Here is a 24,694-nt window from a genome sequence, read left to right as displayed (position 1 = left end):
TCACCTAAAGACGAGGATGTGTCTTCTGATAAACATTTAAAATTTGCTTTTGTGATAAATTGGTATAGATCTGTGTCGTGCTAATATCAGAATGTCCTAATATTTCTTGCACTACTCGCAAATCTGCGCCGTTTTCTAGCAAATGTGTTGCAAACGTATGACGTAAAGTGTGTGGCGTGACATCTTTAGTAATTGCCGCCATTTGACAATACTTTTTGATCATCTGCCAAATAGCCTGTCGTGTAATCTTTTTTCCTCGATTATTTAAAAAAATATGTTCATCGCTTTTCCCTACTTGTAAAATTAGCGGATCACGAACTTCATTTTCATATTTTTTTATCCAATCAAGAGCAACAGGACTAATTGGAATCAATCGTTCTTTTTCGCCTTTACCAAGAACCCGAACTAAGCCTAAATTGTCATGTAAATCCTGCAACTCCAAATTAATTAATTCGCTTACTCTCATTCCCGTGGCATATAATGTCTCTAAGATAGCACGATCACGTATACCTAACTTTCGTTTAGTATTTGGCTGCTCAAGTAGCCTATTCATTTCAGCTTGAGAGAGAGCTGTCGGCAAACGACGTTCTTTTTTAGGCAAATCGATTTCCAACATTGGATTTAACTTTTGAATATTTTGCCGAGCTAACCATTGATAAAATTTACGCATGCTAGAAATAAGTCGACTAATTGAGCTGGTTGCTTTGTTCAAATCACGCTGCCGAGCTAAAAACGCATCCACATCGCTTGCTTCAGTTGGCCATGAAGCCATACCTTCATTTTCTACAAAAGTTCGAAATTCTTCTAAATCTTGACGATAAGCATTAATTGTATTATCACTTAATCCTCGTTCAACTTGACTGTAGCGTAAATAATCATCAATTTGATCTTTTAAATTATTCTTCTCCATTATCGTTCTCTTCTGGATCCTTAATTAAAGTAATCGTACCTGCTGTTTTATCTTCTTCAATTAATCCAGCCTTGAGCAAATGACCGACCGCACGTTTAAAAGCTGATTTTGAAATACCAAAGTATGATTTAATTTCTTGTGCACCTGATTTGTCATAGAAAGGTAGAGTCTTGGTTTCTCTTCTCCGCAAACTCATCAAAATCATTTGCGCATCATCATCAATTTCTTCAAAAGCACGAGGCAAAGCACTCAAATTCAAACGTCCATATTGACTGACACCGACTACTCTACCCTTGAATTGCTCACCTAGTCTCATAGGACGTGGCATCTGCGATTCATGTACAAAGCCAAGATAATAATCACTAGTTAAAACAAATGCTCCTATCTCTCGTGTAGCATAAACCGTTGCAAAGACATTTTCATTATTCATTCCACGTGGAAAGTTAGCAGCTAATTGGTCAAAAATATTTTCATCTGCTAGCTTAGCCCAAATACGATCTTTTTCGTCAGTTTCTAATCTTACTAAAAGTCGATCATCACGTCGAGGCCATCTTTCTTTTTCTCTAGGAAGATCATCCATTGATAAAACAACGTCTTTATCAGGTAGACCTACATCAACAAAGACGCCTAAGCCTGGACGTACCTCGGTTACTTTTCCCCAACCATATTGATCGGGTTGCGCGAATGGCAAAAATTGTGTCATTTCTCGATCATGACTTTTATTATCATAAATAAAACCTTCGACTTCATCTCCAATTTTAGGAATATCATCTTGCGTAATCTCGATCTTCTTCAATTCATAAGTCAGTCCATCAATTTGAACATAATAAGCTTTATCGTTTTCGTCAGTAATTTTTCCTTTACGAACTGTTCCAAGCATTTAAAAATCTCCTACTTTACATATTCTTACATATAAGTATAAGAGATTTTTATGCAAAATAAAATAGCCAGCACTTAAGCTGGCTATTTTTTGATTAGCTAATCTATCTAAATTATATTCTTAAAATTAAAGGTTTGAGATTTCGCCTTGGTAGATAGCACCACGACGAGCGTCAACAGTAATAGTTGAACCATCAGAAATCTTGTCAGTAGCGTCAGTAGCACCAACAACAACTGGGATACCTAATGATAAACCGATAACTGCGGCATGTGAAGTTAAACCTGAAGCTTCAACAACTAAACCTGAAGCCTTCTTGATAGCTGGGTTGTAGTCTGGGTCAGTAGTCTTAGCAACTAAGATGTCGCCTTCCTTAACCTTGCTGTTTGCTTCTTCAGCTGAGTTAGCTACAACAGCCTTGCCGATAACTGAACCGTTACCAACACCTAAGCCTTGAACTAACTTGTTACCGATGATTTGTAACTTCATTAAGTTAGTTGTACCTGAGTCACCAAGTGGAGTACCTGCAACGATAATTACAAGGTCGCCATCCTTTACGTAACCCTTTTCCTTAGCTACCTTAGCAGCCATTTCAAACATGTCATCAGTTGACTTAGGCTTTTCAGTCAATACTGGTTGTACACCCCAAACGATACCCAATGAGTGTTGAATCTTTTCGTCAAAGGTCATAGCAATAATGTCAGCATTTGGACGGTACTTAGAAATCATACGTGCAGTGTAACCTGAGTTAGTTGCAGTAATGATAGTCTTAACACCTAATTCTTGAGCAGTACGTACAACTGATTCACCGATAGCTTCAGTTACGTTTGAACCCTTGTAGGCTTCGAATCTTTGAAGAGCTAAAGTATTACGCTTAAGCATTTGCTTTTCAGTACGTTCGTCAATTTCAGCCATAGCCTTAACAGCCTTAACTGGGTAAAGACCATTTGCTGATTCACCTGAAAGCATAGTTGCGTCAGTACCATCAAGAACAGCGTTAGCAACGTCTGAAACTTCGGCACGAGTTGGACGTGGGTTTTCTTGCATTGAGTCAAGCATTTGAGTAGCAGTAATAACTGGCTTACCAAGTGCGTTAGCCTTGCGGATTAGGCTCTTTTGTACAAATGGAACTTCCATAAATGGAATTTCAACACCCATGTCACCACGAGCAACCATTAAACCATCTGAAACTTGCAAAATTTCGTCTGCGTTGTCGATACCTTCTTGAGATTCAATCTTTGGGAAGATCTTAACGTAGTCTGCACCTGCTTCTTCACAAAGCTTACGGATGTCTAAGATATCTTGAGCCTTACGTGCAAATGAAGCAGTAATGAAGTTAATACCATAGTTCAAACCAAACTTAATGTCATCAGTATCCTTTTCAGTAATACCTGGAAGGCGAATTTCAACACCAGGAGCGTTAACACCCTTCTTTGAACCGATTACACCAGTGTTTTGAGCTTCACAAACAAGTTCTCTCTTTGAGTCGTCCTTTTCCTTGATCAAAAGGTCAACCAAACCATCATCGATTAATACGTGACCACCAACGTGAGTATCATCGTATAAACCGTCGTAGGTAACGTGGATCATGTCCTTGTTACCCTTCTTAGTGGCATCCATTGATACACGGATCATGTCACCAGTATTAATAGTGAACTTACCACCTTCTTGTTCAGTGGTTCTGATTTCAGCACCCTTAGTGTCAAGGTCGATACCAAGAAGTAAACCAGTATCCTTTTCCACTTGACGAACCATCTTCATACGAGCAAGGTGTTCTGGGTGGTCACCGTGTGAGAAGTTGAAACGGAATACGTTTGCACCAGCCTTAGCTAAAGCAGTAATAGTTTCAATATCGTTTGAAGCTGGCCCTAAAGTACTAACAATCTTAGTTTTCTTCATTATTAAAAAAATCCTCTCCAAAAATCAACTAAATTAATATTTAGTCATTTCTTCATTTACATCCAATAACGCATAATCACCTTGGTGTTTACCGTCAAACAAATCAAGAATGTCGTGGGTATTAAGTTCACCATTCTCCATGCCGACAGCTAAACCGCCCTTCCCATCGAGAAGTAACTTAACAGCATAATTACCCATCTTAGTAGCATTAACTCTATCTGTAACAGTAGGTGAGCCACCACGTTGCATATGCGCAAGGACATTAGCACGAGCATCAAAGTCACCATATTTAAGGAGTTCGTCCTTAAACTTATCAGCAGCCATAACGCCTTCTGCTAAAACAATGATACCATGATCTTTGCCATCTGCAAAACCACGAGTAAGAGTTTCTGCAATTTCCTTAACATCGTATGAACGTTCAGGAATTACAATTGCGTCTGCTCCACTTGCTACACCGACACGCATAGCGATATCACCACATTCACGACCCATTACATTAACAACGAATACGCGGTGGTGACTGCTTGCAGTATCACGAATTTTATCGATAGCATCCATAGCAGTACGACAAGCAGAATCAAAGCCGATCGTGTAGTCAGTATAAGGAATATCATTATCGATAGTTCCTGGCAAACCAACTGAGTTTACGCCGTGGCGAGTCAAGGCTAAAGCACCATGGTATGAACCGTCACCGCCAATTACGATAACCGCATCAATACCATGTTTCTTTAATTGCTCAACACCCTTTTGTTGCACTTCTTCTTGTGCAAATTCAGGGAAACGAGCACTGTACAAGAAAGTACCGCCTTCACTAATCTTGTGGTCAACATTTTCCGTGGTAAGCGGAACAAAGTCACCTGCAACCAAACCAGCGAAACCATAACGAATTCCAAAGACTTCAAGCCCATGATGGATAGCAGTCTTTGTCACAGCTCTAATTGCTGCATTCATACCAGGGGCGTCTCCGCCACTAGTTAAAATACCAATCCGTTTCATGAATTCACCTCATCATGATTATTTTGTGTAATTTCTCACATCACATAAATATTAACATTTTTTAGGCAAAAAAGCTCACAAAAATTGGGCTAATTTATGCTTTCTTTCCGTATTTAAGTTTGTTAGCACTTACACCCATCGTCAAAGATAGCTTTGTAATTTGAACTTTATTCTTTAAAATTAACTTTTCGCAAATTGGTTAAGAAATACTGTTTTTTATTTTGGTCAAATCGATCACCTTGAACCTTGACTCCTAGTAAATAAATATCTCCTTCTTTTAAAATAGAGCCAAATTTTTCATAAGCCGGTGGAAAAATAATAATTTCTTGTTCGCTAGATGTATCAGCAAAACTAGCAAAAGCCATTGTTTTTCCATTTTTGGTCCTAATTTGCTTTAACTTCATTAATTTACCCACGCTAATACCACTATCATTTAACTGAAATTGATTCAATGGTCTAGCGTTAAATTTTTGTGCATATTTTTGTACAGCTATTAGAGGAGTAGTTGTTGTAGTAAAGCCTAAAGCTTTCTCTTCCATTTCTGCTTTTTGGGCAGCAGTCGGTGGCTCAGCAGGCTTAAGTGGTGCATCCCCCAGAATCTCAGATAAAGACATATTTTGTCCCGTTAATTGCACATTAGCAATTACATCTTTGCAGTTAAGCAATAACTCATTGCGATTATCTTCGATTGAGTCAAATGCTCCAGCCATAATCAATGCTTCAATTGCGTCTACTTGTAAGAACTTAGCATCGATTCTACGCAAAAAATCATTAAAAGACTTATACGGTTTAGTATTGGCAGCTATTTCCTTATCAAAATCAAGACGTAATCCTTTAATTGCTTTTAAACCAACTAAAATCTTGCCATCTTGTAAAGTATAGTCTAATTGGCTGTGATTGATATCAGGCGGCAAAATACGAACTCCAGCTTCCTGAGCTTGCATCGAATAGCTTTGCGCTTTAGCAGACGTTGATGAATTGAGCATCGCTGTGTAAAATGCAGCAGGATAATGAACCTTCAAATAAGCTAGCCAAAAGGCAATCTTGGTATATGCCACCGCGTGTGAACGGTTAAAACCATAGTTAGCAAATTGCTCTATATAATGATAAACTCGCTCACCTACTTCTTTAGGATGACCTTTTTTGACTGTACCAGCAATAAATTTTCCACGTTCTTGCTCAATGACATTCTGATTCTTTTTAGACATCGCACGTCGTAAAATATCGGCTTCACCCAATGAAAATCCTGCCAGGATTTGAGCTGTTTGCATGACTTGTTCCTGATAAACCAAAATTCCATAAGTTGATTGTAAAATTTGCTTTAAACTGGGATCAGGATAATGCACAGTAGCCGTACCATTTTTTCTTGCAACAAATGCGTCAATATTTTGCATTGGACCTGGACGGTATAAAGCGTTCACCGCTACTAGGTCCTCAAAATTGTCGGGATGCAATTTACGCAAAACACCACGAATCCCACCAGATTCAAATTGGAAGACTGCATCTGTTTTACCTTGTTGAAACAGTTCCATTGTTTTGGGATCATTTAACGGAATTGTATTAGGATCTAGCTTTACACCTTGCTGCCGCACTAAAGCTAAAATATTGCCTAAAACTGTCAAATTGCGCAATCCCAAAAAGTCGATCTTTAGCAAACCTAATGATTCAACATATTTTTTGGTTTGCTGAGTTACAGGAATGCCGAAAGGACCAGCCTGCAATCCCGAAATGCCAGCAATCGAATCATCACTAATCACCAATCCAGCCGCATGAATAGAATAATGCCTTGGCAATCCCTCAAGTCCTAAAGCAGTCTTAAATAACAATTTATTCTCAGGCGTTGCATCAACCAATAATCTTAGTTCTCTAGACTCTTGATATGCTTTTTTTAATCCCATTTTATCTTTAGAGTACGGGATTGCGTGAGTCCACTTAGTGATTTCTGGTCCTGTTAAGCCAAAAACCCGGCCAGCGTCTCTTAATACTTGTTTAGCAGCCATTGTACCAAAAGTCAAAATTTGAGCAGCATGATCCATGCCATACTTTTGATACATATACTTAATTACTGTATTCCGTTGAATATCAGGAATGTCCAGATCAATATCAGGCATCTCATGACGAGCCGGATTTAAAAAACGCTCAAACAGTAAATTATATTGGATGGGATCAACTTCAGTGATACGCAAAGAGTATGAAACCAGTGAACCACAAGCTGAACCACGTCCTGGACCAGTAGTAATTTTTACTCGGTGACAATAGTTAATTACATCCCATACAATCAAAAAATAATCATCGAACCCCATCTGATTGATGACTCGTAATTCATAATTTAATCTTTTCTGATACTCGGCTGGAATACTTTTTTGACCAAAGCGCGCTTGTAAACCAGTTTGAGCCAAATAACGCAAATATTCTTCTGAAGTCGGAAACTTATCTTGATGATATTTAGGTAAGACCGGTTTTTGAAAGATCACTTCAGCATTACATTTCTGAGCAATTTTCCAAGTATTATTAATTGCATTATCCAAGTCATATTGATGATAACGTTCTAAAACATTTTGTGCAGAATCTAAATAATGCGAACCAGCTTGCTTAGCTAGTGGCAATATATCTTGCAATTTATCTCCCTTAGCAATCGCACGCAAAGTTTTTTGTAAAAATTGCTCACGTGGCCGTAAATATTGACTATCTTCCACTGCAACTAAAGATAATTCAAATTGCTTAGCTAATCCACGGACATAATCAATGTAATCTATACTTGCTTTTGAAGCATATACACCCAAATAAAGATCAGACGTTAACTTCTTTAGTTGGCGAACATAATCACTGCCTAATGCCTGATTTGTATCATGCAGCGCCATTAATTCACTTTTTAGATTAGCTGGTACGATAATCAACAAATCATCTAAATATTTGGTTAATTCATTCAGCGTTAAGACCTTATCGTTTTGCCCATTTTCCGTTAACAAATTTACCGCGCTAGAAAGTCGCAATAAATTATGATAGCCCTTATTTGTTTTGGCAAAAACTAGCAAATCATATTTTTGGGTGCTATCAACCAAACCATTTAAACGCAGTTGCATCCCAAGAAGTGGTTTAATTCCCGCCTTTTTAGCCAACTCATAAAAATTGACCAAACCATAAGTCACGTTCACGTCGGCTAAACCAACCACAGGATAGCCCTTCTCTTTAGCGTCTTTTATCAAATCACTTACCTTGGTTGGACTACTTAAAAGCGTAAAGGAGCTTATGTTTTGAAGTGCTGCTACTTGCATAAATTAACCACCTTTCGTCATTACAAACATTAAATTAAGTATACCAAATTGAACCAATCAGGTTTGAATTTGCGCTTCATTTTTGATAAAATCTTACACGAAAGAAGGAATCATTATGGGTCGTTATATCATCACAACTGTATGGAGCGTAATCTACATGTTAGTTGTAGGCTTTATTGCTGGTCCTTTAACCCGAAGTGCTTCATTCAACGGCACAGATTTAAGAAATTGTGTAATCGTTGGGATCATTTTTGGTATTCTTTTCTCAGCAATTATTGCGACTATTACTGCTCGTTCACACAAAGATAATAGTAAATACAGTAAGTTAAAATAATTATTCAATCTATTCAAAAAAGACGTGAGATGTTTTTATTCTCACGTCTTTTTCGTTTGGTTTAGTAAAACTTATAATTCTTTTTTGTATCTACTTCGACTGGTCCATGAGTCAAATATTCGCTAAACATTTGTACATAGTCCTTATCCAAAGTGGTTTCAATTTTTTCCATACTATATTCAGGATAAAATCCCCCACCCATAGCACGATAGTTGTTAACTGCTAAATGATAAATCTGATCATCTTTGATTGGCTTACCGTGCAAAGTTAGTTTAGTCAGCCGTTCACCTACTGGTCTGGATAAATCCGCTTCATATTCGACTGGATAAAAGACGTCAAAATGATACAACATTGGCTTAGGCTTAATCCATCGATCAATAAAGCCAATGTTTCCTGCTTCATCTTTCTTCAAAAAGCCAGCAGAGTGCTCAATAATATGACGTAATTCTTTACCAGTCAGCTTCACACGACACAACTGATTAGCATACGGATAATTTAACAAAACATCTCTCATAGTAATGGTCTTGTCAAATCCCTTAGCTGTCTCACTCATCACTGCAGTTGCCGAAACATCAGCTTTAGTAAACCATAATTGCATTTGCTGGATCAAATTAATAAATGGCGCGCCTTCTATTCTGCCTTTCATTGCATTTTCAATTCGAGCAGGTTTATCTAAATGTGCAATTGGTTGATCTAGCCATTTTTGTGTTCTTTTATCCAAGTCAGATACAATATCAACAATTACAGGATCAGGATCATAATCTTTAGTGTCAATCAACTTAGTGGACATTGATTTGATTTTCTTAGTATCATCATCAATATCAAGAACCACTTCAGCTACAGCTTCACCGCGATAACCTGGTTGAACAATAGAAGTATCGCGTGTAACCAAATTTAAGCGCCGATGCTGGTGACCTGTCAATAGGACATCAACTTCTGGAATTTTGGTTAAAATCTGATAACCTTCATTTTCACCACGATTAGGTTCAGTCACCTTACCAGTTTCAGGATCACTTTCAAAGCCACCATGATACATCACAGCTAAAATATCAACCTGAGGGCGTAATATTTTGGCATAATGCTTAATTTTTTCGTAAGCAGAGGCAAACTTTAAGCCTTTTACATTTTCTTTAGGTTCCCAATGTGGGATATATTGCGTTGTAATCCCCAATAAACCAATCTTTAAGCCATTTCTCTTGATAATAGTGTATTCTCTACCAAAAAATGGAACTTCTGTTTCTGCATCCAGTACATTATCATTAATGATTGGTGCCTCATTGTTATCAACATAGTAGCTTAAATAATCTAATCCAAAGTTAAAATCATGGTTACCTAAACAGCGAGCATCATACCCCACTGCATTATAAGCTTGCGTAAAAATACGTAAATCACTATAATCACCAGTTGAATGAGCATAGGAAGCAAGTGGTGAGCCTTGCAAACAATCACCTGCATCGGTAACTACAACATTGTTATCACCATACTTTTTCTTTTCAGATTTAATAACTGAGCTAACTCTACTCAAACTAAAAGGAGCATGATAGTCGGTTTTATTTTGGTAATCAGTTGGCAACAAAAATCCATGTGTATCACTAGAATGTAAAAATACTAACTTCATTATTTGTTTTTCCTTTTTCTAGGTATAAAAAAAGACACCATATCAAAGGTGTCCTTTAACTAGTTATTGCTGTTGTCGTTGTTATTTACAACTTGACGACCCTTGTAATAACCCTTTGGTGAAACACGGTGGCTTAAGCGGTATTCACCAGTAGTTGCATCATAGTGCATTGCTGGAACACTCAACTTAATGTGACCACGACGTGAACGTTTCTTTTGTTTAGAAGTATGTCTTGCAGGAACTGCCATTTAATTTGATCTCCTTTATTGTAGTCTTAAGCTTCAGGGTCATATAACCCCGAATCACTCACGTAGTTCAATCATACTATTCAATTGCTAATAAATCAAGATTTATTCTATTTTCTTCTCTTTTTTATTGAAGAAAGTGACCTTGTGATCCGTTTTTTCCTTAGTATCTCGTCCAAAGAACCAAGCAATAATCATCCCGATAATCACCATTACCACTAACACAACAATTAGTGGTAACCTCACCTTAAAAAAGCCAAAATTAATTGCGACAGGTGATGTATTTAAAACAACAAAAATTACTGCAATTAAAGCCACAACTGATCCAATAATTAAATTTCTTTGTTTTTCCATCTTTTTTTACTTTCTAGAAGCAAACTTTAAGGAAATCTCATCACCAATCGATGGAAATAGATTATACAATTTAGCCGCTACAGCTAAACTAAGTGGTAAATTTAATTCACGTTTATCACTGCCAAAGAAGTGAACTACTTGCCAAGCAACATCATCTGGATCCAACATAAATTCTTGAACATTTTTGACATAATTTCCAGTCTTATCTGCTACATTAAGGAAATTAGTATAAACTGGTCCTGGGTTTACAGTCATTACCTTGACACCAAATGGCTTTAATTCTAGCCGTAAGACATTTGAAAATTGAATTACGGCAGCCTTAGATGCACTGTAAGCGGCTGACTTGGTAGTTGGTACCTTGCCAGCAATTGAGCCAAAATTAATAATTTGACCAGTCTTTTGTTCCATCATGACCCTACCTACTAAACGAGTAAAGTACATCAAACCTAAAACATTAACTTGGAACATATTGGTAACGTCTTGCATTTTTTGGTCCATAAATTCTTCGAATTTACCAAAACCAGCACAATTAACTAAAAAGTCAATGTGTTTTACTTGTTTAGTAATTGCATTAAAGGTTTGTTCAATTTCTTCCGGCTTACCCATATCTGTTGGAAAAACATATGCTTCAGCACCGGATAGTTCTTTAGCTTCTGCTGCAATTTCATCTAATTGGTTCTTTCTTCTAGCAATTAAAATTACAGTAGCACCACGACCAGCACTTTCAAGGGCAATGGAACGTCCAATCCCACTTGAAGCACCTGTAATTACAACAACTTTATTTCTTAATGAGTCTTTCATTTTTCTGAGCCTTTCATTGGAATATTAATCTGATCAAAATCATTAACTAATACTGTATTAGAAAATACTTTTTTAGCCTGTTTTTCGAGTTTTTTCGCTTTAGCACCCATATAACGAGCAGAAACATGATTTAGACATAATAATTTAACATTATCTTTCCGAGCAATTTTGGCTGCTTCAACCGAAGTAGAATGATAATAATCATGCGCCAATTTTTGTTCATCCCCTGCAAAAGTTGATTCATGGACTAAAACATCTGCATCTTTAGCCAAACGAGCAATACTTGGCGTGGAACGTGTGTCATAGATGACCGTCACAATTCTTCCCGATTTAGTAGGTCCTAAGAAATTTTTACCATCCAAAACAGTACCATCAGCTAAAGTTACTTTTTCGCCATTTTTTAACTTCCCCAAAAGTGGCCCATTAGGAACATTATACTGTGCTAACTTGTCAATTAATAATTCGCCTGGATGTGAAGCCTCCACTACTCTAAAACCAAAACTAGGTATCCGGTGGTCTAGTTGCTCCGTATACACTCGAAAGCCCTTATCCTCACAGATTAACCCTGATTTAGCTAATTCAACAAACCTTATAGGATATGAAATTTTTGTCCGAGATACCTTAAGAGCTGTTCTAACAAATTCTTCAATACCACTGGGACCATAAATAGTAATAGGACCAACATCACCTTGAAAAGAACGAGTTGACAATAACCCTGGTAACCCAAAAATGTGATCACCGTGATTATGTGATATAAAAATTTTGGTAACTTTTCGTAATTTAATATTTGTTCTTAAAATTTGATGCTGAGTTGCTTCACCTACGTCAAAAAGCCAGATTTCATTCAATTCATCCAGCAACTTAAGTGCAACACTAGAAACATTGCGTTGCTTTGAAGGTTGCCCAGCACCAGTACCTAAAAATTGTAATTCCATGAAAATCCTATTCTAATCTAAAATTTTGAATGCTTAACAATTGTTTTGGTAACTAATGCACTATAGTATTTTGAGCCCTCTAAATTAGGGTGAGTATGATCACCGTAGAACCAGTCAGGATGATTCTTCGAGTATGAATACCAATCAATTATTATAAGATTATGATACCGTTTTGCACCTTGCTTTAGCAAATTATTCACTGAATTTTGCCAATCTCTAGTTGGAACGTGAACATTGATCCAGAAAACTTTTCTCTTAGGCCCAGCCTGATGCATTATTCGATCAAGATCTTCCATTGAGAAAGGTCCATTAGTTCCTAATCCTATTAAGATATTATCTGCTAAAACTCCTTGACTTTGATAACTATCTAATAAGCCAAAAGCAACATTCAATTGTCTTGAAACAGCAGCATCAATTAACGCTTTAGGCATTAATCGTTTTAAATCGTTGCTCGAACCGGCCATTACCGAGTCGCCAATCGCAGTTACTTGAACATGTTGAGCCAATTGCAAATCTAACTGGGAAATACCATATTTAACAAAAGATTTGTTAATAGGATGCTTTTTAGTTTGAAGCTCAGCTTCACGAATAATTTTAGATTTTTTTTCTTTTTTCTTTTTTTCTTTTTTTAACTTTTCAATTAATTTAGCATTATCCGTTTTTTGTTTTTTAGAATTCTGATTAATTCGCTGTGCTAATTGGCTTTTATTAAAGTCTTCTGCTTTTACTCCTGGTGAAATAGCAATAGCTGCTGATCCTAAGATTAAAATCAAAGCTGCTGAGGCTGCTTGACCTTTCTTAAAGTAATCTTTTGTTTCAAAATTAAAAATTCGAGCAAAATATTGTTTCGTTTTATCCCAGGTAATCCTACCCATTGGTCTTTCAATCAAACGATAAGTAATTTCTGTAATCACTAAAATTAAAATCACTTCAATAAGGTGATACAGCATTGGATTATCACCAATATTTACCTTATCTTCAAAAAAGATCATTACTGGAAATTGATACAGATAGATGCCATAGCTTCGTGAGCCAATCCAATCAAATAACTTATTAGTTAGGATTTGATTCCAATGACTACCAGGATGAGCAATTACAGCTACTAAAATACATACATCTAAAGTAAATAACAACATCCCGCCAGAGTAAGTAAAGGCTTGTTGTGGATTCATCCACTTAGAGAAGAACATTGCTAACATTAAAGCAAATGAAGCAAGGCCCACCAAGTCCAGTATCCAGCCTACTTTTCGTTCAACTTGCTGATTTAAACTCTCTATCGGCCAAACAACTGCTAATGCTGCTCCTAATCCTAAAGAAAAGAAACGAGTATCAGTTCCGTAATAAATCCGATTAATATCAGCCTTTAAAAAGTATAGGATTGCCATTTCTAATGCAGAAACAGCTGATAGACCAACTAAAATCCAGAAAATATTTTTTTTCTTTTTAACCAATTTAACTAGTAAATAAATGACAATTGGCCAAACAATATAAAATTGGCCTTCAATTGACATCGTCCATAAATTAGTAAATGGTGATTCATTAACTGCAAAACGCTCAAAATAGCTTTGACCATTATGAATTTGCCAAAAATTAAATACATTTAATAGATTTGCAAGTACAACCTGATTTAATTTAGCCAGTAAATTTCGTTGAAAGATAAAGATATAGGCTGCACTTAACCATAAAACAGTAATTAATTGTGGATATAACTTTTTTATTCGACTCAAATAAAAATGACGATTATTATATGATCCTGTTTTATCATATGAATTAAGCATATGATCTGTCACCAAATATCCTGAGAGCACGAAAAAAATCGGCACTCCCAGATATCCTCCCATAAAGGAATTAGGATCCAAATGATAAAGAATTACTCCGATAACTGCTAAGGCTCTAAGGCCAGAATACCCCGTAATAAACCTATTTTTTTTCATACCCTATCTCTACTCTTATTGTACGAATTCAAAGACAAACTTGCCAATAGCCACATCATCACCATTAACAGCTCCTTTTTCACGTAGTGCGTCATCAACACCTAAACGCTTAAGCTTTCTTGCTAAACGCATAATACCGTCTTGGTGATCCAAGTTGGTCATTTGAACTAATCTTTCTAATTGTTCACCCTTAACGATAAATTCATGTTCGCCAACTTGCTCAACTGTAAATTCATTCTTTTGTGGTGCCTGATACTTATATTCTTTAATCTTTTGTGCTAGCTTAGGTTGTTCTTCAGCCTGTTCTTGTTCAACTTCAGTTACTAAGTTGGCAGTATCTGACATCAACTTATCTACGCCTTTATGAGTTACACTTGAGATTTCATAAATAGGTTCATTATTTCCTTCTGCTTTTAATGCTTTTTTAAACTCAGCTAGTTTTTCCTCAGCACCAGGAATATCCATTTGTGAAGCTACAATCAATTCTCGCTTCTTTGATAAATCTGTTTCGTAATTTTTGAGTTCTTTTTTAATGGTATGGTAATCATCAATTGCCTCACGACCATTATTAGGATCCATTGAAACTAGATGTAGAATTACTTTGGTTCTTTCAACGTGACGTAAAAATTGAATTCCTAAGCCTACGCCTTGACTAGCTCCTTCAATTAATCCTGGCAAATCCGCCATTGAAAAGTCACGACCATCTGGCAAGATAACCATTCCCAAATTAGGAGTTAAAGTCGTGAATTGATAAGCAGCAATTTTGGGCTTGGCCTTAGTTGTTACTGATAACAGTGTTGATTTACCAACTGACGGAAAACCAACTAAGCCGACATCAGCCAATAATTTTAATTCTAAACGCAAAACGCGATCTTCACCTGGTTCACCATTTTCAGCAATTTCTGGTGCAGTATTAACACTAGTTGCAAAATGGATATTACCACGACCGCCGCGACCGCCTTTAGCAACGACTAGTTCTTGGCCCTTTTCAGTTAAATCACCAATCAATTCATTAGTGTCATAATCATATACAGTAGTACCAACTGGAACTTTTAAATAAAGATCCTTAGCTGCACGGCCATATTGTGATTTAATACGACCGTTTTCACCACTATCCGCCTTAAACTTACGCCGATAGCGAAAATCCATCAAAGTTCTTAAGCCGCTGTCAGCAACAAAAATAATACTGCCGCCACGGCCACCATCACCACCGGCTGGACCGCCATTAGGGACGTATTTTTCATGGCGGAAAGCCACCATGCCATCGCCGCCTTTTCCGGCTTGTACTTCGATTTTAGTTTGATCAACAAATGTAGGCATGTATATCTCTTCCTTCCGTCTTAATCTAGCTTTTAATACTATACCACAGAAATACGCATGATATCGCGTTTTCTCGGATTACAATGTTAATTTTACCGTTTGTGCTTGAGTAAGCGTTAATCCTGCTCTACGCAAGTCATCAATTGAAGCTTCTTTAATTTTCTTCAATGAACCAAATTCGCGCAATAATTTGTTACGACTTTTAGGACCAATTCCCTTAATCGAATCTAAACGACTGGACAAAGCATTTTTAGCATGGCGTCTTCTATGAAAAGTAATCGCAAAGCGGTGCACTTCGTCTTGAATGCGCGTCATTAAATAAAAGCCCTCTGATTTGGGATTAAGGGGAATCAGTTTCAAAGGAATACCGTTGATGGGATCGCCAAATAATAAATGGTTTGTTCTGTGCTTATCATCTTTAACCATCCCCGCAACTGGGATATTCAAATTTAATTCATTTCGTAAAACATCTAAACAAGCATCGACCTGAATTTGACCACCATCCATCAAAATCAAATCAGGCATTCTTTTATGCTCGCGCAACAGTCTACCATATCTTCGGCGGACAACTTCCCTCGTGTTGCGTACTTCGTCGCCACCATTTTGATGTTCAACCTCACCTTTTAGCTTATATTTACGATAAGCTGTTTTTTCGGGTTCACCATCTTTAAAAACGACTAAAGCAGAGACTGGGTCAGCACCTTGAATATGGGAGTGATCAAAACTTTCAATAAAGTGTCCATATGGTAAGCCTAAAGCATCAAAAATTTCTTTTTGAGCGCCTTTAGTTTTTCGATTACCTAGTTCTAATAATCTAAACTTATCATCTAGCTTTAACTTAGCATTATCCTTCGCCATGTCTAGCAATGACTTTTTCTGCCCTCGTTGCGGTGTTCTAACAGGTACCTTCAAGACCTCAGCTAAAGTAGCATTATCAAATCCTTCAGGAATCAGAATTTCTTTAGGCAAAACCCTATTTCTTTGCTCATAAAATTGCACAATAAAAGAAGTGAAAGCATCTTCTGGATCTGTGGCATCTGTCAAAGGAAACATTCTAGTTTCTCTACGCAATAACTTTGCTTGCCGTAAAAAGAAGATTTGAACAGAAATCCAAGACTTGTCAACGTAATAATTAAAAATATCACGCTGCGTATTATCATTGGAAATAATTTTTTGTTTTTCAACCGTTTCTTCAATATATTTCAATTGGTCGCGAATTTCGGCTGCTCGTTCAAATTCAAGATTGCTAGCTGCTTGAGCCATTTTTTCGGTCAAACTCTGTTTAACACTAGCAATATCTCCATTCAAAAAGCTCTTGATCTTTTTAATTTGCTCTTCGTATTCTTTTTGTGGCACTTTTTTAAAGCATGCACCTAAGCACTGCCCCATATGATAGTAAAGACAAGGTCTGCCTTGATAACCATGACAGCGCCTTAGTGGAAAAACTTTTTGAATAAACTTCAAAGTGGCCTGGGCAGCATATACATTAGGATAGGGACCAAAATAGTAGCCACCATCCTTATGAACGATACTAGTTAACCGAGTTTGCGGATCGTGTTCACGCGTGATTTCTATGTAAGGATATCCCGTACCCTGCTTTAATTGAACATTATAATAAGGTTGATACTTTTTTATTAATGTAATTTCAAGTAAAAAAGCTTCCTTATCAGTTGATACAGTAATGATGTCATAATCTCGAATTTCACGAACTAATTCAGCACGACGTCCAACCTGTTTACTCTTAAAATATGAGCGAACCCGATTTTTTAAATTTTTAGATTTACCAACATATATAACCGTACCGTTAATATCTTTCATCAAATAACAGCCGGGTTTTTCTGGTAAAAGTTTTAGTTTATTCTCAATTAATTGTGTTGCCATTATCTCATCTCACTGAAAAAATTTGCATTTAATAGTTTAACACAGACTGTTTAAGAAGATCTTAACTTTGCTTATAGAAATAGCTATTCGGTACAAAAGTTGATATATTAAAAGAAATAAAATTTGAGGAGAACTTTTGATGACTAATCTAGTTTTTGACTTAATTAACCAATTTGGCTACCTAGCCATCAGTTTGCTAATTGCAATCGAAAACATCTTTCCCCCTATTCCATCCGAAGTAATTCTATCGTTCGCTGGCTTTGCAACCCATCATTCTCAAATGAATGTCTTCGGTGTAATTATTGCTTCAACAATCGGCGCGGTAGTTGGTGCACTAGTTTTATATTGGATTGGCACTTTACTTAATCCAGATCGATTAGAAAAGTTGTTCGATCATAAGTTATTCAAACTACTTGGCTTTAAAAAGGGTGATGTACAAAAGGCTATCAAATGGTTTGATAAATACGGTACCGGTGCAATCTTCTATGGTCGGTGCATCCCTGTAGTTCGTAGCTTAATTTCAATTCCAGCTGGAATAGCCAAAGTTAAATTACCTAAGTTCCTTATTTACACTAGCTTAGGCAGCTTACTCTGGAATGCTATTCTAGTTGGTCTTGGTTCCTATATGGGTGAAAATTGGGAACAAATTGTGTTAATTTTTGAAGAATACTCATTAATCATTGGAGGACTTATTCTAATTGCTTTAATATATTTCTCCTGTAAATGGTATAAGCAAAAAATTAAAGCTGATTAATTCAAACGCTCTATAAAAAATATAGAGCGTTTTCTTCTTTTAAAAATTAAAAATATCATGTAAAATTAATCTAATCTATAATAAGGGAAGTTTGCGAATGAAATTTAATATTTTTAGGAAACAAAATGTTGAGAGCTATCTCGGTAAAGACATTAAGTTCTCCAAAACAATGAACGCCGTTGATTTAATGTCTCTTGGCGTAGGAGCTGTCATCGGGACCGGTATTTTCATCTTACCCGGAACTGTTGCAGCCACATTAGCTGGACCTAGCGTTAGTTTATCCTTTGTTGTTGCAGCAATTGTTTGTGCTTTAGCTGGAATGTGTTATGCAGAATTTGCTTCAGCGATCCCAGTAGCTGGTTCTGCCTATTCATATGGGAATATCGTTTATGGCGAATTTACAGGCTGGATTATCGGTTGGGCACTGATTTTGGAATACATGCTATCTGTAGCCACTGTGGCAGCAGGTTGGTCATCATACTTCAGTTCTTTCATTGCACCATTTGGTCTAAAAATTCCACACGCTATTTCTGGTCCTATGAATCTTAACAATGGCGTTTATTTTGACTTGGTTTCTGTTTTAATCATTTTACTTATCAGTATCCTGTTGTCACGAGGGATGAAGAACTCAATTAAAATTAATGTCGTAGCTGTTTTTATTAAAATCGCCATTATTTTAATTTTTATTTTTGTAGGCTTACAGTTCATTAAACCTAACAACTATCATCCGTTCTTGCCATATCATTTTTCAGGAGTCATCAAAGGAGCAACCACAGTCTTCTTTGCCTTTCTTGGCTTTGATGTTGTTTCATCATCAGCCGCCGAGGTTAAAAATCCTAAGAAAAATATGCCCCTAGGAATTATTGGCACTTTAGCTATTGCAGCTGTACTTTATTTTGGCGTTTCAATCGTTTTAACGGGTATGGTTAATTATACCAAGCTAAACGTATCTAATCCCGTTGCTTTTGCATTGCAATATGTTCATCAAAACTGGGTAGCAGAGTTATTATCATTTGGTGCTATGCTAGGAATGGCTACCATGATGCTGACAATGATCTATTCAAGCTCTCGCTTAATCTATGCTATGGCACGTGATGGGCTATTGCCTAGTGCATTCAGTAAATTAGATAAAAAACATAACTCTCCTCAAAATGCCTTAGTCGCTGTCACTATTATTATTGCAGCAGGTGCAGCATTCTTCTCCGTTGATCAACTAGCCAATTTGGTCAACTTTGGTACACTTTTTGCCTTTACTCTTGTTTCCTTTGGAATTCTAAAATTAAGAAAAAGAACAGATATTGTTAACGATGGCTTTAAAGTTCCCGGATACCCATATTTGCCAATCATTTCTGGTTTAATTTGTATCTTTATGATTTGCCATTTAAGTTCAGAAGTTTACTTAATGGCAGCTATTTGGTTAATCATCGGTGCTGTAATTTACTTTGTTTATGGCTACCACCATAGTCAGCTTGATCATGATTAACATCAGTAAAAATTATGTAAAGAAAAAGACGATTTGCATGAATCGTCTTTTTTAGCTCTGTTTGAACTAGTTAATTTGATTAATTGCCTGACCATCTTTAAAGAAAGACAAAACATTATTCGCAACTTCTTTAGACAAATTAAATCTAGCAATGTGAGTAGCTGAACCAACGTGAGGCGTCATGATCACATTATCCATTTCAACCAATTCAGGTCTTGGATGCGGTTCGTTTTCGAAAACATCTAAGGCGGCGCCTGCAATTGAACCATTCTTTAACGCAGCAATTAATGCATCCCCGTCAATCAACGATCCACGAGCAACATTAATTAAAAACGCTGTGTCTTTCATTTTCTTTAAAAAGTCTGAATTAACCAGATGATATGTTTCAGCTGTAGCAGGAGTATGTAAACTCACAAAATCAGCTTCTTTTGCCAAAGTATCTAAGTCAACATATTTAGCATCTAATTCTGCTGCAATTTGATCATCTACTTGATGACGATTATGATAAATAATTGTCATACCGAATGCTTTAGCGAACCTAGCAACTTGTTGACCAATTCGACCCATACCTACAATTCCTAAGGTCTTTCCTTCAATAGAGTACCCTTGGTTGTCGTACTCATCGGCATTTAAAAAGACGCCTTCACGCAAAGCATGGTCATAATAATGCAATCTACGAGCTGATGCCATAATCATTGTCCAGGCAAGTTCCGCCGTTGGACGCAACACACTCTTAGGGCAATTTGAAACAACTATTCCTTTTTCTTTAGCGTATTCAACATCAACGTGGTCAAAGCCAACGCCATAAGTTGAAATTATTTTTAAATTTTTCGCAGCATCAATCATTTCTCGATCAAAAGCCATCTTTGCTACGATCACACCATCATATTCTGCAATATGATCAAGCACCCACTCACGATCATCTTCTGGTCGATGCCCTACTGGACCGATATCAACTTGACAAATATTTTTTAAATCAGTTAAGGCATCATCTCTTATGCCACCTAAAACTAAAACTTTTGCTTTATTCATTATTTTTAGACCTCTATTCAATTTTCATCTTAAAGTAAAAATACCACTATTTGAAAGAGAAAACATCTACTTTAATATTTTATTGATTGCAACTGCAACACCGTCGTGGTCACAATCAGCCGTAACTTCGTCAGCATGTTGCTTTGTATATTCAACAGCATTTCCCATTGCGATACCTAATCCAGCATAAGTTAACATCGGCATGTCGTTTGCTTGATCGCCTAGGGCCATCACATTACTTCGATCTATTTTTAAGTAGTCACATAGTCTTTTCAGGCCAGTCCCCTTATCGACACCGGCAGCGGTTGCTTCATAATAAAAAGGCTCAGTCTTTGAAAATACAACTCGATCTTTCATCATTTCAAATAAAGGAGATTCTATTTTCTCATCTAAATAGTCTGGATCATCAACATACATACATTTGATGATTGGTATCTGCTTCATTTCTTCTTGTGTACGATATGAGACTTCTAATTTTACGACCCGTGAATTATAAATTGTATAATGTCCCAAATCACGGTTAGCTGTATAAATTCGATCTAACGATACGCTATGAAAATGTAAGTTTAGCTTTCGCGCAATTGTCTCTAAATCTACATAATCTTCATATTTTAGCCCCTGTTTGAAAATAACCTGCCCCGCGGTTGATTCTACAACTGCACCATTAAAACTAACTACATACTGATTTTCTTGGCCATTAAGCCCTAATTCATCTAAATAACGTTGAGCACCTGACAAAGGCCGACCTGTGCAAATTACGATTTGCTTGCCTTGTTTTTGAGCAGTCAAAATCGCTTTTTTAACTGCTGGTGTAATCTCCTTCTTAGAATTAACTAAGGTTCCATCAATATCTATCGCGATTAGTTTAATTTCTTCCATTACCTTTTCCCTTAAAACAAAGAAAGCACCGCTTATGCGATGCTCCTATTAAACAGCCATGGTCTGCGTATTTTCTTTTAACTTGACCAAATCAGCCATATCATCAGCACTGATTTCAAAATCGATGTTCAAGTTTTCCTGCATTTCTTTAACATTATCACTCTTCGGCAAAACAATACAACCTAGCTGTAAGTCAAATGCTAACATTAATTAAGCTGGACTAACATGATACTTTTCAGCGTAAGTCCTGATTCTTGGATCCTTTAACAAACGACCATGTGCAAGTGGAGAATATGCTTCAATCTGAATTCCTAAATTTTTACAGTATTTCATCAAATCAGTTGGCACATTTCCTATATGAACTTCGATTTGATTAACTACTGGCTTAATTGAGCTGTTATTAACAATGTTAGCTACGTCTTCTTGTAAAAAATTTGAAACACCAATTGATCTAACTTTACCGGCTTTAAGTGCTTCTTCCATTGCTCTCCAGTTTTCCAGATTGCCTTCAAAGTGACGATCATTAATTCTATTCACTTCAATCCAAGGTTGTGGTGAATGAATTAACAACATATCAATATATTCCAAACTAAATTGATCTAAAGCGTCATCAATTGCTTTTTTGTACCTTCATAGTCTTTAATCGAAGTTGGTAATTTAGTTGTTAAAAAAATATCACTACGCTCAACATCAGAGTTCCAAATACCTTTTCCCACACCACTTTCATTGCCATAGTCTTTAGCAGTATCGAAAGCGCGGTAACCAACATTAATCGCTTGACGAATTACTTTTCGTACATCATCGTTATTAATTAGCCAAGTTCCTAGTTGAATTCGAGGAACCTCTACTCCGTTATTGAGCATTAAAGTTTTATCAGAGTACATATATACACTTCTACATTTTACTAATATGTCTCTGTTTCTTAATTCCTGTATTTGTATAGCTAATAACAATTATTAAACAATAATTTTTTTCAGCCATCTGTTAATAGCATACAACAAAATTGTTGCAAATCCTATACATACATTTTATTTTTTGTGGTTCTGTTATATTTTCTAATTAAAATAGTAGCATCAATCAATGCTGCTGGGTTTATAAAGATTATCAAATAATTTATTTTATTATTCTATACAAAATTAATATTTTCGTATAAAAAAAGAAAGGGCTGATGATGTCCTATCAACTCTTTCTCTTCAGTCTCTTAATTCCCAACACCTATAATACCAGCATTTATCATTTAAACAAGGATAAAAAACATCTTTTACTTACTAAATATTATTTTTAGTTTTCACATTATAGTTTTCATCACATTTTTAAAAAGCCTAGATGTTATATTACAAAATGATTACAAGAGCAATATAAATCATATAGTTCACTATTAGCTATATGCAAATACTATATTTTTTGAGCAATAAGCTGCAACAATTTTTGAGCAATCTTTTGCTTACTCATTTTAGGCCATTTCTTAGTTGACTTATTTTTTTGTAAAATCGTTACCTGGTCTTCATCATTGCCAAAAACATTTTTAGAAACGTCATTTGCTACAATCATATCGGCACCTTTTGAAGATAGCTTTTTTGCAGCATTTTGTAGCAAATTATTCGTTTCTGCCGCAAAGCCGACAACTATCTGCCCTCGCTGCTTGTGGCTAGCAACTTCGCGTAAAATATCTGTCGTTTTAACTAAAGTTAGAGTCAAAGTTTGTTGATCAGCTTGCTTTTTTAATTTATGATCTGCAACTTGTTTCATGCGCCAATCCGCTACTGCAGCAGCCATAATTAAAACGTTACTATGCTTAAATTCTTTTTTGACTGCAACTAACATTTCTTCGCTACTAGAAACATGAATTAATGTAATCCTAGGATTTTGTGGCAAAGGCATACTTACATTACCATATATTAGCTTTACTTTTGCTCCCATCGCTGCTGCTTCTGTAGCTAAGGAAATGCCCATTTTCCCACTAGAGCGGTTACCAATAAAGCGGACGGGATCGATTGCTTCTTCAGTACCACCAGCAGTAATAACAATATTTTTTCCTTGCAAAACGTTCTGTTGTTCAGTGAAATTTTTGATCCACGCCACAATTGCTCCTGGCTCTGGCATTCGTCCTTTAGCAGCATAGCCTTCTGCCAGCATCCCTACTGCAGGCTCCATTATTTCTACACCATGTTCTTTCAGAAAAGCTATATTTCGCTGTGTAGCTGGATTATTCCACATTTGGTCATTCATGGCTGGTACAACCAATTTAGGTGCACTTGTAGCTAAAATTGTAGTGCTAGCTGCATCGTCAGCAATTCCTGTTGCCATTTTAGCAATAAAATTTGCAGTCGCTGGTAAAACCAGAGCTAACTCTGTCCAACGTGCTAGATGAACATGTGGTATACTAGCCTCATTTTCCTTGCTCCATAAATCATCCAAAACAGGATACTTTGTTAAAGCAGCCAGTGTATTAGTAGTTACAAAATGCTCTGCATTTTTAGTCATTACTATTCGAACTTGATGACCCGCTTTTTCTAAATCGCGGATAACGTTAACCGCCTTATAATCAGCGATTCCACCTGTCATATAAATTGTTATTCGACTCATTTTACCATTCCTCGTCATCTAAACTTATTTTTATTTTATCATTGTCCACTTAAATAGTAGAATATTGTGTTGGGAGTTATATTTGGAAAAAAATTGAAAAATATGCAAAAACTACTTTTACTAACTATATTCTTACTTAGCTTATCGGCCTGCACTAAACCACAATCATCCTCTGTACCACGTGATAAAAGTGCCACTACAATCAAGATTGTTGATAGGAAGCTTGAGTTGCATCAGCCCACTAAAAGGCCACTTCAACCTTTAAATGGAATTTTGCATCATTGGCTGCAAATGCCAGATAAATCTCAGCCTAAGCCAGCAATTTATACTAATTTGAATACTGTTCTTAAAAACAAATAGGGAAATGATTAGTTTCATCTTCCCTATTTTTTGTTCAATTTACAAGTTGCTTTAAAAATGAGACTGTAAAATAGTTTGTGTAAGGATGAATGATTCCTTAAATTTATTTCTTTAAACATTAGAAAAAGGAGTTCCTTTCTCGTATGATTGGTTTGAACAAAAAAACACATACAGAAAGAAGAACTCCTTCATGAATGATTTTACCAAAGATTTTGCTCAAG

20 protein-coding genes and 1 pseudogene are annotated in these 24,694 nt (G+C 36.3%); 4 read left to right on the top strand and 17 right to left on the bottom strand.

Features of this window, described 5'->3' with window-relative positions; all coding sequences use genetic code 11:
• Positions 1 to 4: 4 nt before the first annotated feature.
• The 5 genes from xerD to CP352_RS08125 all read right to left on the bottom strand — a co-directional run bounded on the left by xerD (position 5) and on the right by CP352_RS08125 (position 7,957).
• Positions 5 to 910: a site-specific tyrosine recombinase XerD gene (gene xerD, locus CP352_RS08145; protein ID WP_013086287.1), complete on the bottom strand. Its 906-nt coding sequence runs from the start codon at positions 908 to 910 to the stop codon at positions 5 to 7.
• Entirely contained in the window at positions 897 to 1,790 is an 894-nt protein-coding gene (locus CP352_RS08140) for a S1 RNA-binding domain-containing protein (RefSeq protein WP_013086286.1), read from the bottom strand. Before CP352_RS08140 ends, xerD begins: the two co-directional genes overlap by 14 nt.
• A gap of 126 nt (positions 1,791 to 1,916) precedes the next feature.
• Complete coding sequence (gene pyk, locus CP352_RS08135; protein ID WP_013086285.1) at positions 1,917 to 3,686, bottom strand: pyruvate kinase; 1,770 nt, start codon at positions 3,684 to 3,686, stop codon at positions 1,917 to 1,919.
• A gap of 33 nt (positions 3,687 to 3,719) precedes the next feature.
• Positions 3,720 to 4,682, bottom strand: a complete 963-nt coding sequence (gene pfkA, locus CP352_RS08130) for a 6-phosphofructokinase (RefSeq protein ID WP_005720158.1) — start codon at positions 4,680 to 4,682, stop codon at positions 3,720 to 3,722.
• A 167-nt stretch (positions 4,683 to 4,849) separates the two neighbouring features.
• Complete coding sequence (locus CP352_RS08125; protein WP_089143401.1) at positions 4,850 to 7,957, bottom strand: DNA polymerase III subunit alpha; 3,108 nt, start codon at positions 7,955 to 7,957, stop codon at positions 4,850 to 4,852.
• Positions 7,958 to 8,072: 115 nt separating this feature from the next.
• Between CP352_RS08125 and CP352_RS08120 the strand changes: the two genes are divergently transcribed.
• On the top strand, positions 8,073 to 8,291 hold the full coding sequence (locus CP352_RS08120) for a DUF2929 family protein (protein ID WP_005722935.1): 219 nt from the start codon (positions 8,073 to 8,075) through the stop codon (positions 8,289 to 8,291).
• A 61-nt stretch (positions 8,292 to 8,352) separates the two neighbouring features.
• Here CP352_RS08120 and CP352_RS08115 read toward each other — a convergent pair whose 3' ends face one another.
• From CP352_RS08115 to uvrC, 8 genes are all read right to left on the bottom strand, one after another.
• On the bottom strand, positions 8,353 to 9,909 hold the full coding sequence (locus CP352_RS08115) for a bifunctional UDP-sugar hydrolase/5'-nucleotidase (RefSeq protein WP_089143400.1): 1,557 nt from the start codon (positions 9,907 to 9,909) through the stop codon (positions 8,353 to 8,355).
• A 59-nt stretch (positions 9,910 to 9,968) separates the two neighbouring features.
• The gene (rpmF, locus tag CP352_RS08110) at positions 9,969 to 10,157 is read right to left on the bottom strand and encodes a 50S ribosomal protein L32 (RefSeq protein ID WP_005720154.1); all 189 of its coding nucleotides are present in this window, start codon (positions 10,155 to 10,157) and stop codon (positions 9,969 to 9,971) included.
• Positions 10,158 to 10,259: 102 nt separating this feature from the next.
• Positions 10,260 to 10,508 carry a lipopolysaccharide assembly protein LapA domain-containing protein gene (locus CP352_RS08105; protein ID WP_005720153.1) on the bottom strand — a complete coding sequence of 83 codons (249 nt, stop codon included), beginning with the start codon at positions 10,506 to 10,508 and terminating at the stop codon, positions 10,260 to 10,262.
• Between the two features lie 6 nt (positions 10,509 to 10,514).
• Positions 10,515 to 11,309, bottom strand: a complete 795-nt coding sequence (locus CP352_RS08100) for an SDR family oxidoreductase (RefSeq protein ID WP_013086283.1) — start codon at positions 11,307 to 11,309, stop codon at positions 10,515 to 10,517.
• Positions 11,306 to 12,244 carry a ribonuclease Z gene (gene rnz, locus CP352_RS08095; RefSeq protein WP_089143399.1) on the bottom strand — a complete coding sequence of 313 codons (939 nt, stop codon included), beginning with the start codon at positions 12,242 to 12,244 and terminating at the stop codon, positions 11,306 to 11,308. Before rnz ends, CP352_RS08100 begins: the two co-directional genes overlap by 4 nt.
• A gap of 17 nt (positions 12,245 to 12,261) precedes the next feature.
• A complete protein-coding gene (locus CP352_RS08090) occupies positions 12,262 to 14,178 on the bottom strand; it encodes an acyltransferase family protein (protein ID WP_089143398.1) in 1,917 nt (638 codons plus the stop codon).
• A 15-nt stretch (positions 14,179 to 14,193) separates the two neighbouring features.
• On the bottom strand, positions 14,194 to 15,498 hold the full coding sequence (obgE, locus tag CP352_RS08085; RefSeq protein ID WP_005722345.1) for a GTPase ObgE: 1,305 nt from the start codon (positions 15,496 to 15,498) through the stop codon (positions 14,194 to 14,196).
• 78 nt (positions 15,499 to 15,576) lie between these two features.
• Entirely contained in the window at positions 15,577 to 17,379 is a 1,803-nt protein-coding gene (gene uvrC, locus CP352_RS08080) for an excinuclease ABC subunit UvrC (protein WP_065990905.1), read from the bottom strand.
• A gap of 139 nt (positions 17,380 to 17,518) precedes the next feature.
• On the opposite strand from uvrC, the gene CP352_RS08075 reads away from it, so the two are divergent.
• Together CP352_RS08075 and CP352_RS08070 are read left to right on the top strand one after the other, a co-directional pair.
• Positions 17,519 to 18,133, top strand: a complete 615-nt coding sequence (locus tag CP352_RS08075) for a DedA family protein (protein ID WP_065990904.1) — start codon at positions 17,519 to 17,521, stop codon at positions 18,131 to 18,133.
• Between the two features lie 97 nt (positions 18,134 to 18,230).
• Positions 18,231 to 19,616, top strand: coding sequence for an APC family permease (locus tag CP352_RS08070; protein ID WP_057726529.1), 1,386 nt, complete (start codon positions 18,231 to 18,233; stop codon positions 19,614 to 19,616).
• A 66-nt stretch (positions 19,617 to 19,682) separates the two neighbouring features.
• On the opposite strand, the gene CP352_RS08065 is transcribed toward CP352_RS08070, so the two are convergent.
• From CP352_RS08065 to coaBC, 4 genes and pseudogenes are all read right to left on the bottom strand, one after another.
• Positions 19,683 to 20,648 (bottom strand): NAD(P)-dependent oxidoreductase, encoded by a 966-nt coding sequence (locus CP352_RS08065; RefSeq protein ID WP_089143397.1) that lies wholly within the window; start codon positions 20,646 to 20,648, stop codon positions 19,683 to 19,685.
• Between the two features lie 66 nt (positions 20,649 to 20,714).
• Complete coding sequence (locus CP352_RS08060) at positions 20,715 to 21,527, bottom strand: Cof-type HAD-IIB family hydrolase (protein WP_023488616.1); 813 nt, start codon at positions 21,525 to 21,527, stop codon at positions 20,715 to 20,717.
• Positions 21,528 to 21,575: 48 nt separating this feature from the next.
• Positions 21,576 to 22,411: pseudogene (locus CP352_RS11190) on the bottom strand (aldo/keto reductase).
• 511 nt (positions 22,412 to 22,922) lie between these two features.
• The gene (gene coaBC / locus CP352_RS08045) at positions 22,923 to 24,113 is read right to left on the bottom strand and encodes a bifunctional phosphopantothenoylcysteine decarboxylase/phosphopantothenate--cysteine ligase CoaBC (protein ID WP_089143590.1); all 1,191 of its coding nucleotides are present in this window, start codon (positions 24,111 to 24,113) and stop codon (positions 22,923 to 22,925) included.
• Between the two features lie 102 nt (positions 24,114 to 24,215).
• Between coaBC and CP352_RS08040 the strand changes: the two genes are divergently transcribed.
• Positions 24,216 to 24,473 carry a hypothetical protein gene (locus tag CP352_RS08040; RefSeq protein ID WP_089143589.1) on the top strand — a complete coding sequence of 86 codons (258 nt, stop codon included), beginning with the start codon at positions 24,216 to 24,218 and terminating at the stop codon, positions 24,471 to 24,473.
• Positions 24,474 to 24,694: the final 221 nt, after the last annotated feature.

Origin of the sequence: Lactobacillus sp. UMNPBX1 (assembly GCF_002554085.1) — a bacterium.
Lineage (GTDB): Bacteria > Bacillota > Bacilli > Lactobacillales > Lactobacillaceae > Lactobacillus > Lactobacillus crispatus.
The sequence above is the reverse complement of the archived record's forward strand: the minus strand, read 5'-3'. Positions and strand labels throughout refer to the sequence as shown.

Coding starts and splice junctions, on each gene's coding strand:
- CP352_RS08115 (WP_089143400.1), bottom strand. CDS start 9,909: ATGAAGTTAGTATTTTTACATTCTAGTGATACACATGGATTTTTGTTG.
- CP352_RS08140 (WP_013086286.1), bottom strand. CDS start 1,790: ATGCTTGGAACAGTTCGTAAAGGAAAAATTACTGACGAAAACGATAAA.
- CP352_RS08065 (WP_089143397.1), bottom strand. CDS start 20,648: ATGAATAAAGCAAAAGTTTTAGTTTTAGGTGGCATAAGAGATGATGCC.
- CP352_RS08120 (WP_005722935.1), top strand. CDS start 8,073: ATGGGTCGTTATATCATCACAACTGTATGGAGCGTAATCTACATGTTA.
- rnz (WP_089143399.1), bottom strand. CDS start 12,244: ATGGAATTACAATTTTTAGGTACTGGTGCTGGGCAACCTTCAAAGCAA.
- CP352_RS08105 (WP_005720153.1), bottom strand. CDS start 10,508: ATGGAAAAACAAAGAAATTTAATTATTGGATCAGTTGTGGCTTTAATT.
- obgE (WP_005722345.1), bottom strand. CDS start 15,498: ATGCCTACATTTGTTGATCAAACTAAAATCGAAGTACAAGCCGGAAAA.
- coaBC (WP_089143590.1), bottom strand. CDS start 24,113: ATGAGTCGAATAACAATTTATATGACAGGTGGAATCGCTGATTATAAG.
- pyk (WP_013086285.1), bottom strand. CDS start 3,686: ATGAAGAAAACTAAGATTGTTAGTACTTTAGGGCCAGCTTCAAACGAT.
- CP352_RS08125 (WP_089143401.1), bottom strand. CDS start 7,957: ATGCAAGTAGCAGCACTTCAAAACATAAGCTCCTTTACGCTTTTAAGT.
- CP352_RS08100 (WP_013086283.1), bottom strand. CDS start 11,309: ATGAAAGACTCATTAAGAAATAAAGTTGTTGTAATTACAGGTGCTTCA.
- xerD (WP_013086287.1), bottom strand. CDS start 910: ATGGAGAAGAATAATTTAAAAGATCAAATTGATGATTATTTACGCTAC.
- CP352_RS08075 (WP_065990904.1), top strand. CDS start 17,519: ATGACTAATCTAGTTTTTGACTTAATTAACCAATTTGGCTACCTAGCC.
- CP352_RS08060 (WP_023488616.1), bottom strand. CDS start 21,527: ATGGAAGAAATTAAACTAATCGCGATAGATATTGATGGAACCTTAGTT.
- pfkA (WP_005720158.1), bottom strand. CDS start 4,682: ATGAAACGGATTGGTATTTTAACTAGTGGCGGAGACGCCCCTGGTATG.
- rpmF (WP_005720154.1), bottom strand. CDS start 10,157: ATGGCAGTTCCTGCAAGACATACTTCTAAACAAAAGAAACGTTCACGT.
- CP352_RS08070 (WP_057726529.1), top strand. CDS start 18,231: ATGAAATTTAATATTTTTAGGAAACAAAATGTTGAGAGCTATCTCGGT.
- CP352_RS08090 (WP_089143398.1), bottom strand. CDS start 14,178: ATGAAAAAAAATAGGTTTATTACGGGGTATTCTGGCCTTAGAGCCTTA.
- uvrC (WP_065990905.1), bottom strand. CDS start 17,379: ATGGCAACACAATTAATTGAGAATAAACTAAAACTTTTACCAGAAAAA.
- CP352_RS08040 (WP_089143589.1), top strand. CDS start 24,216: ATGCAAAAACTACTTTTACTAACTATATTCTTACTTAGCTTATCGGCC.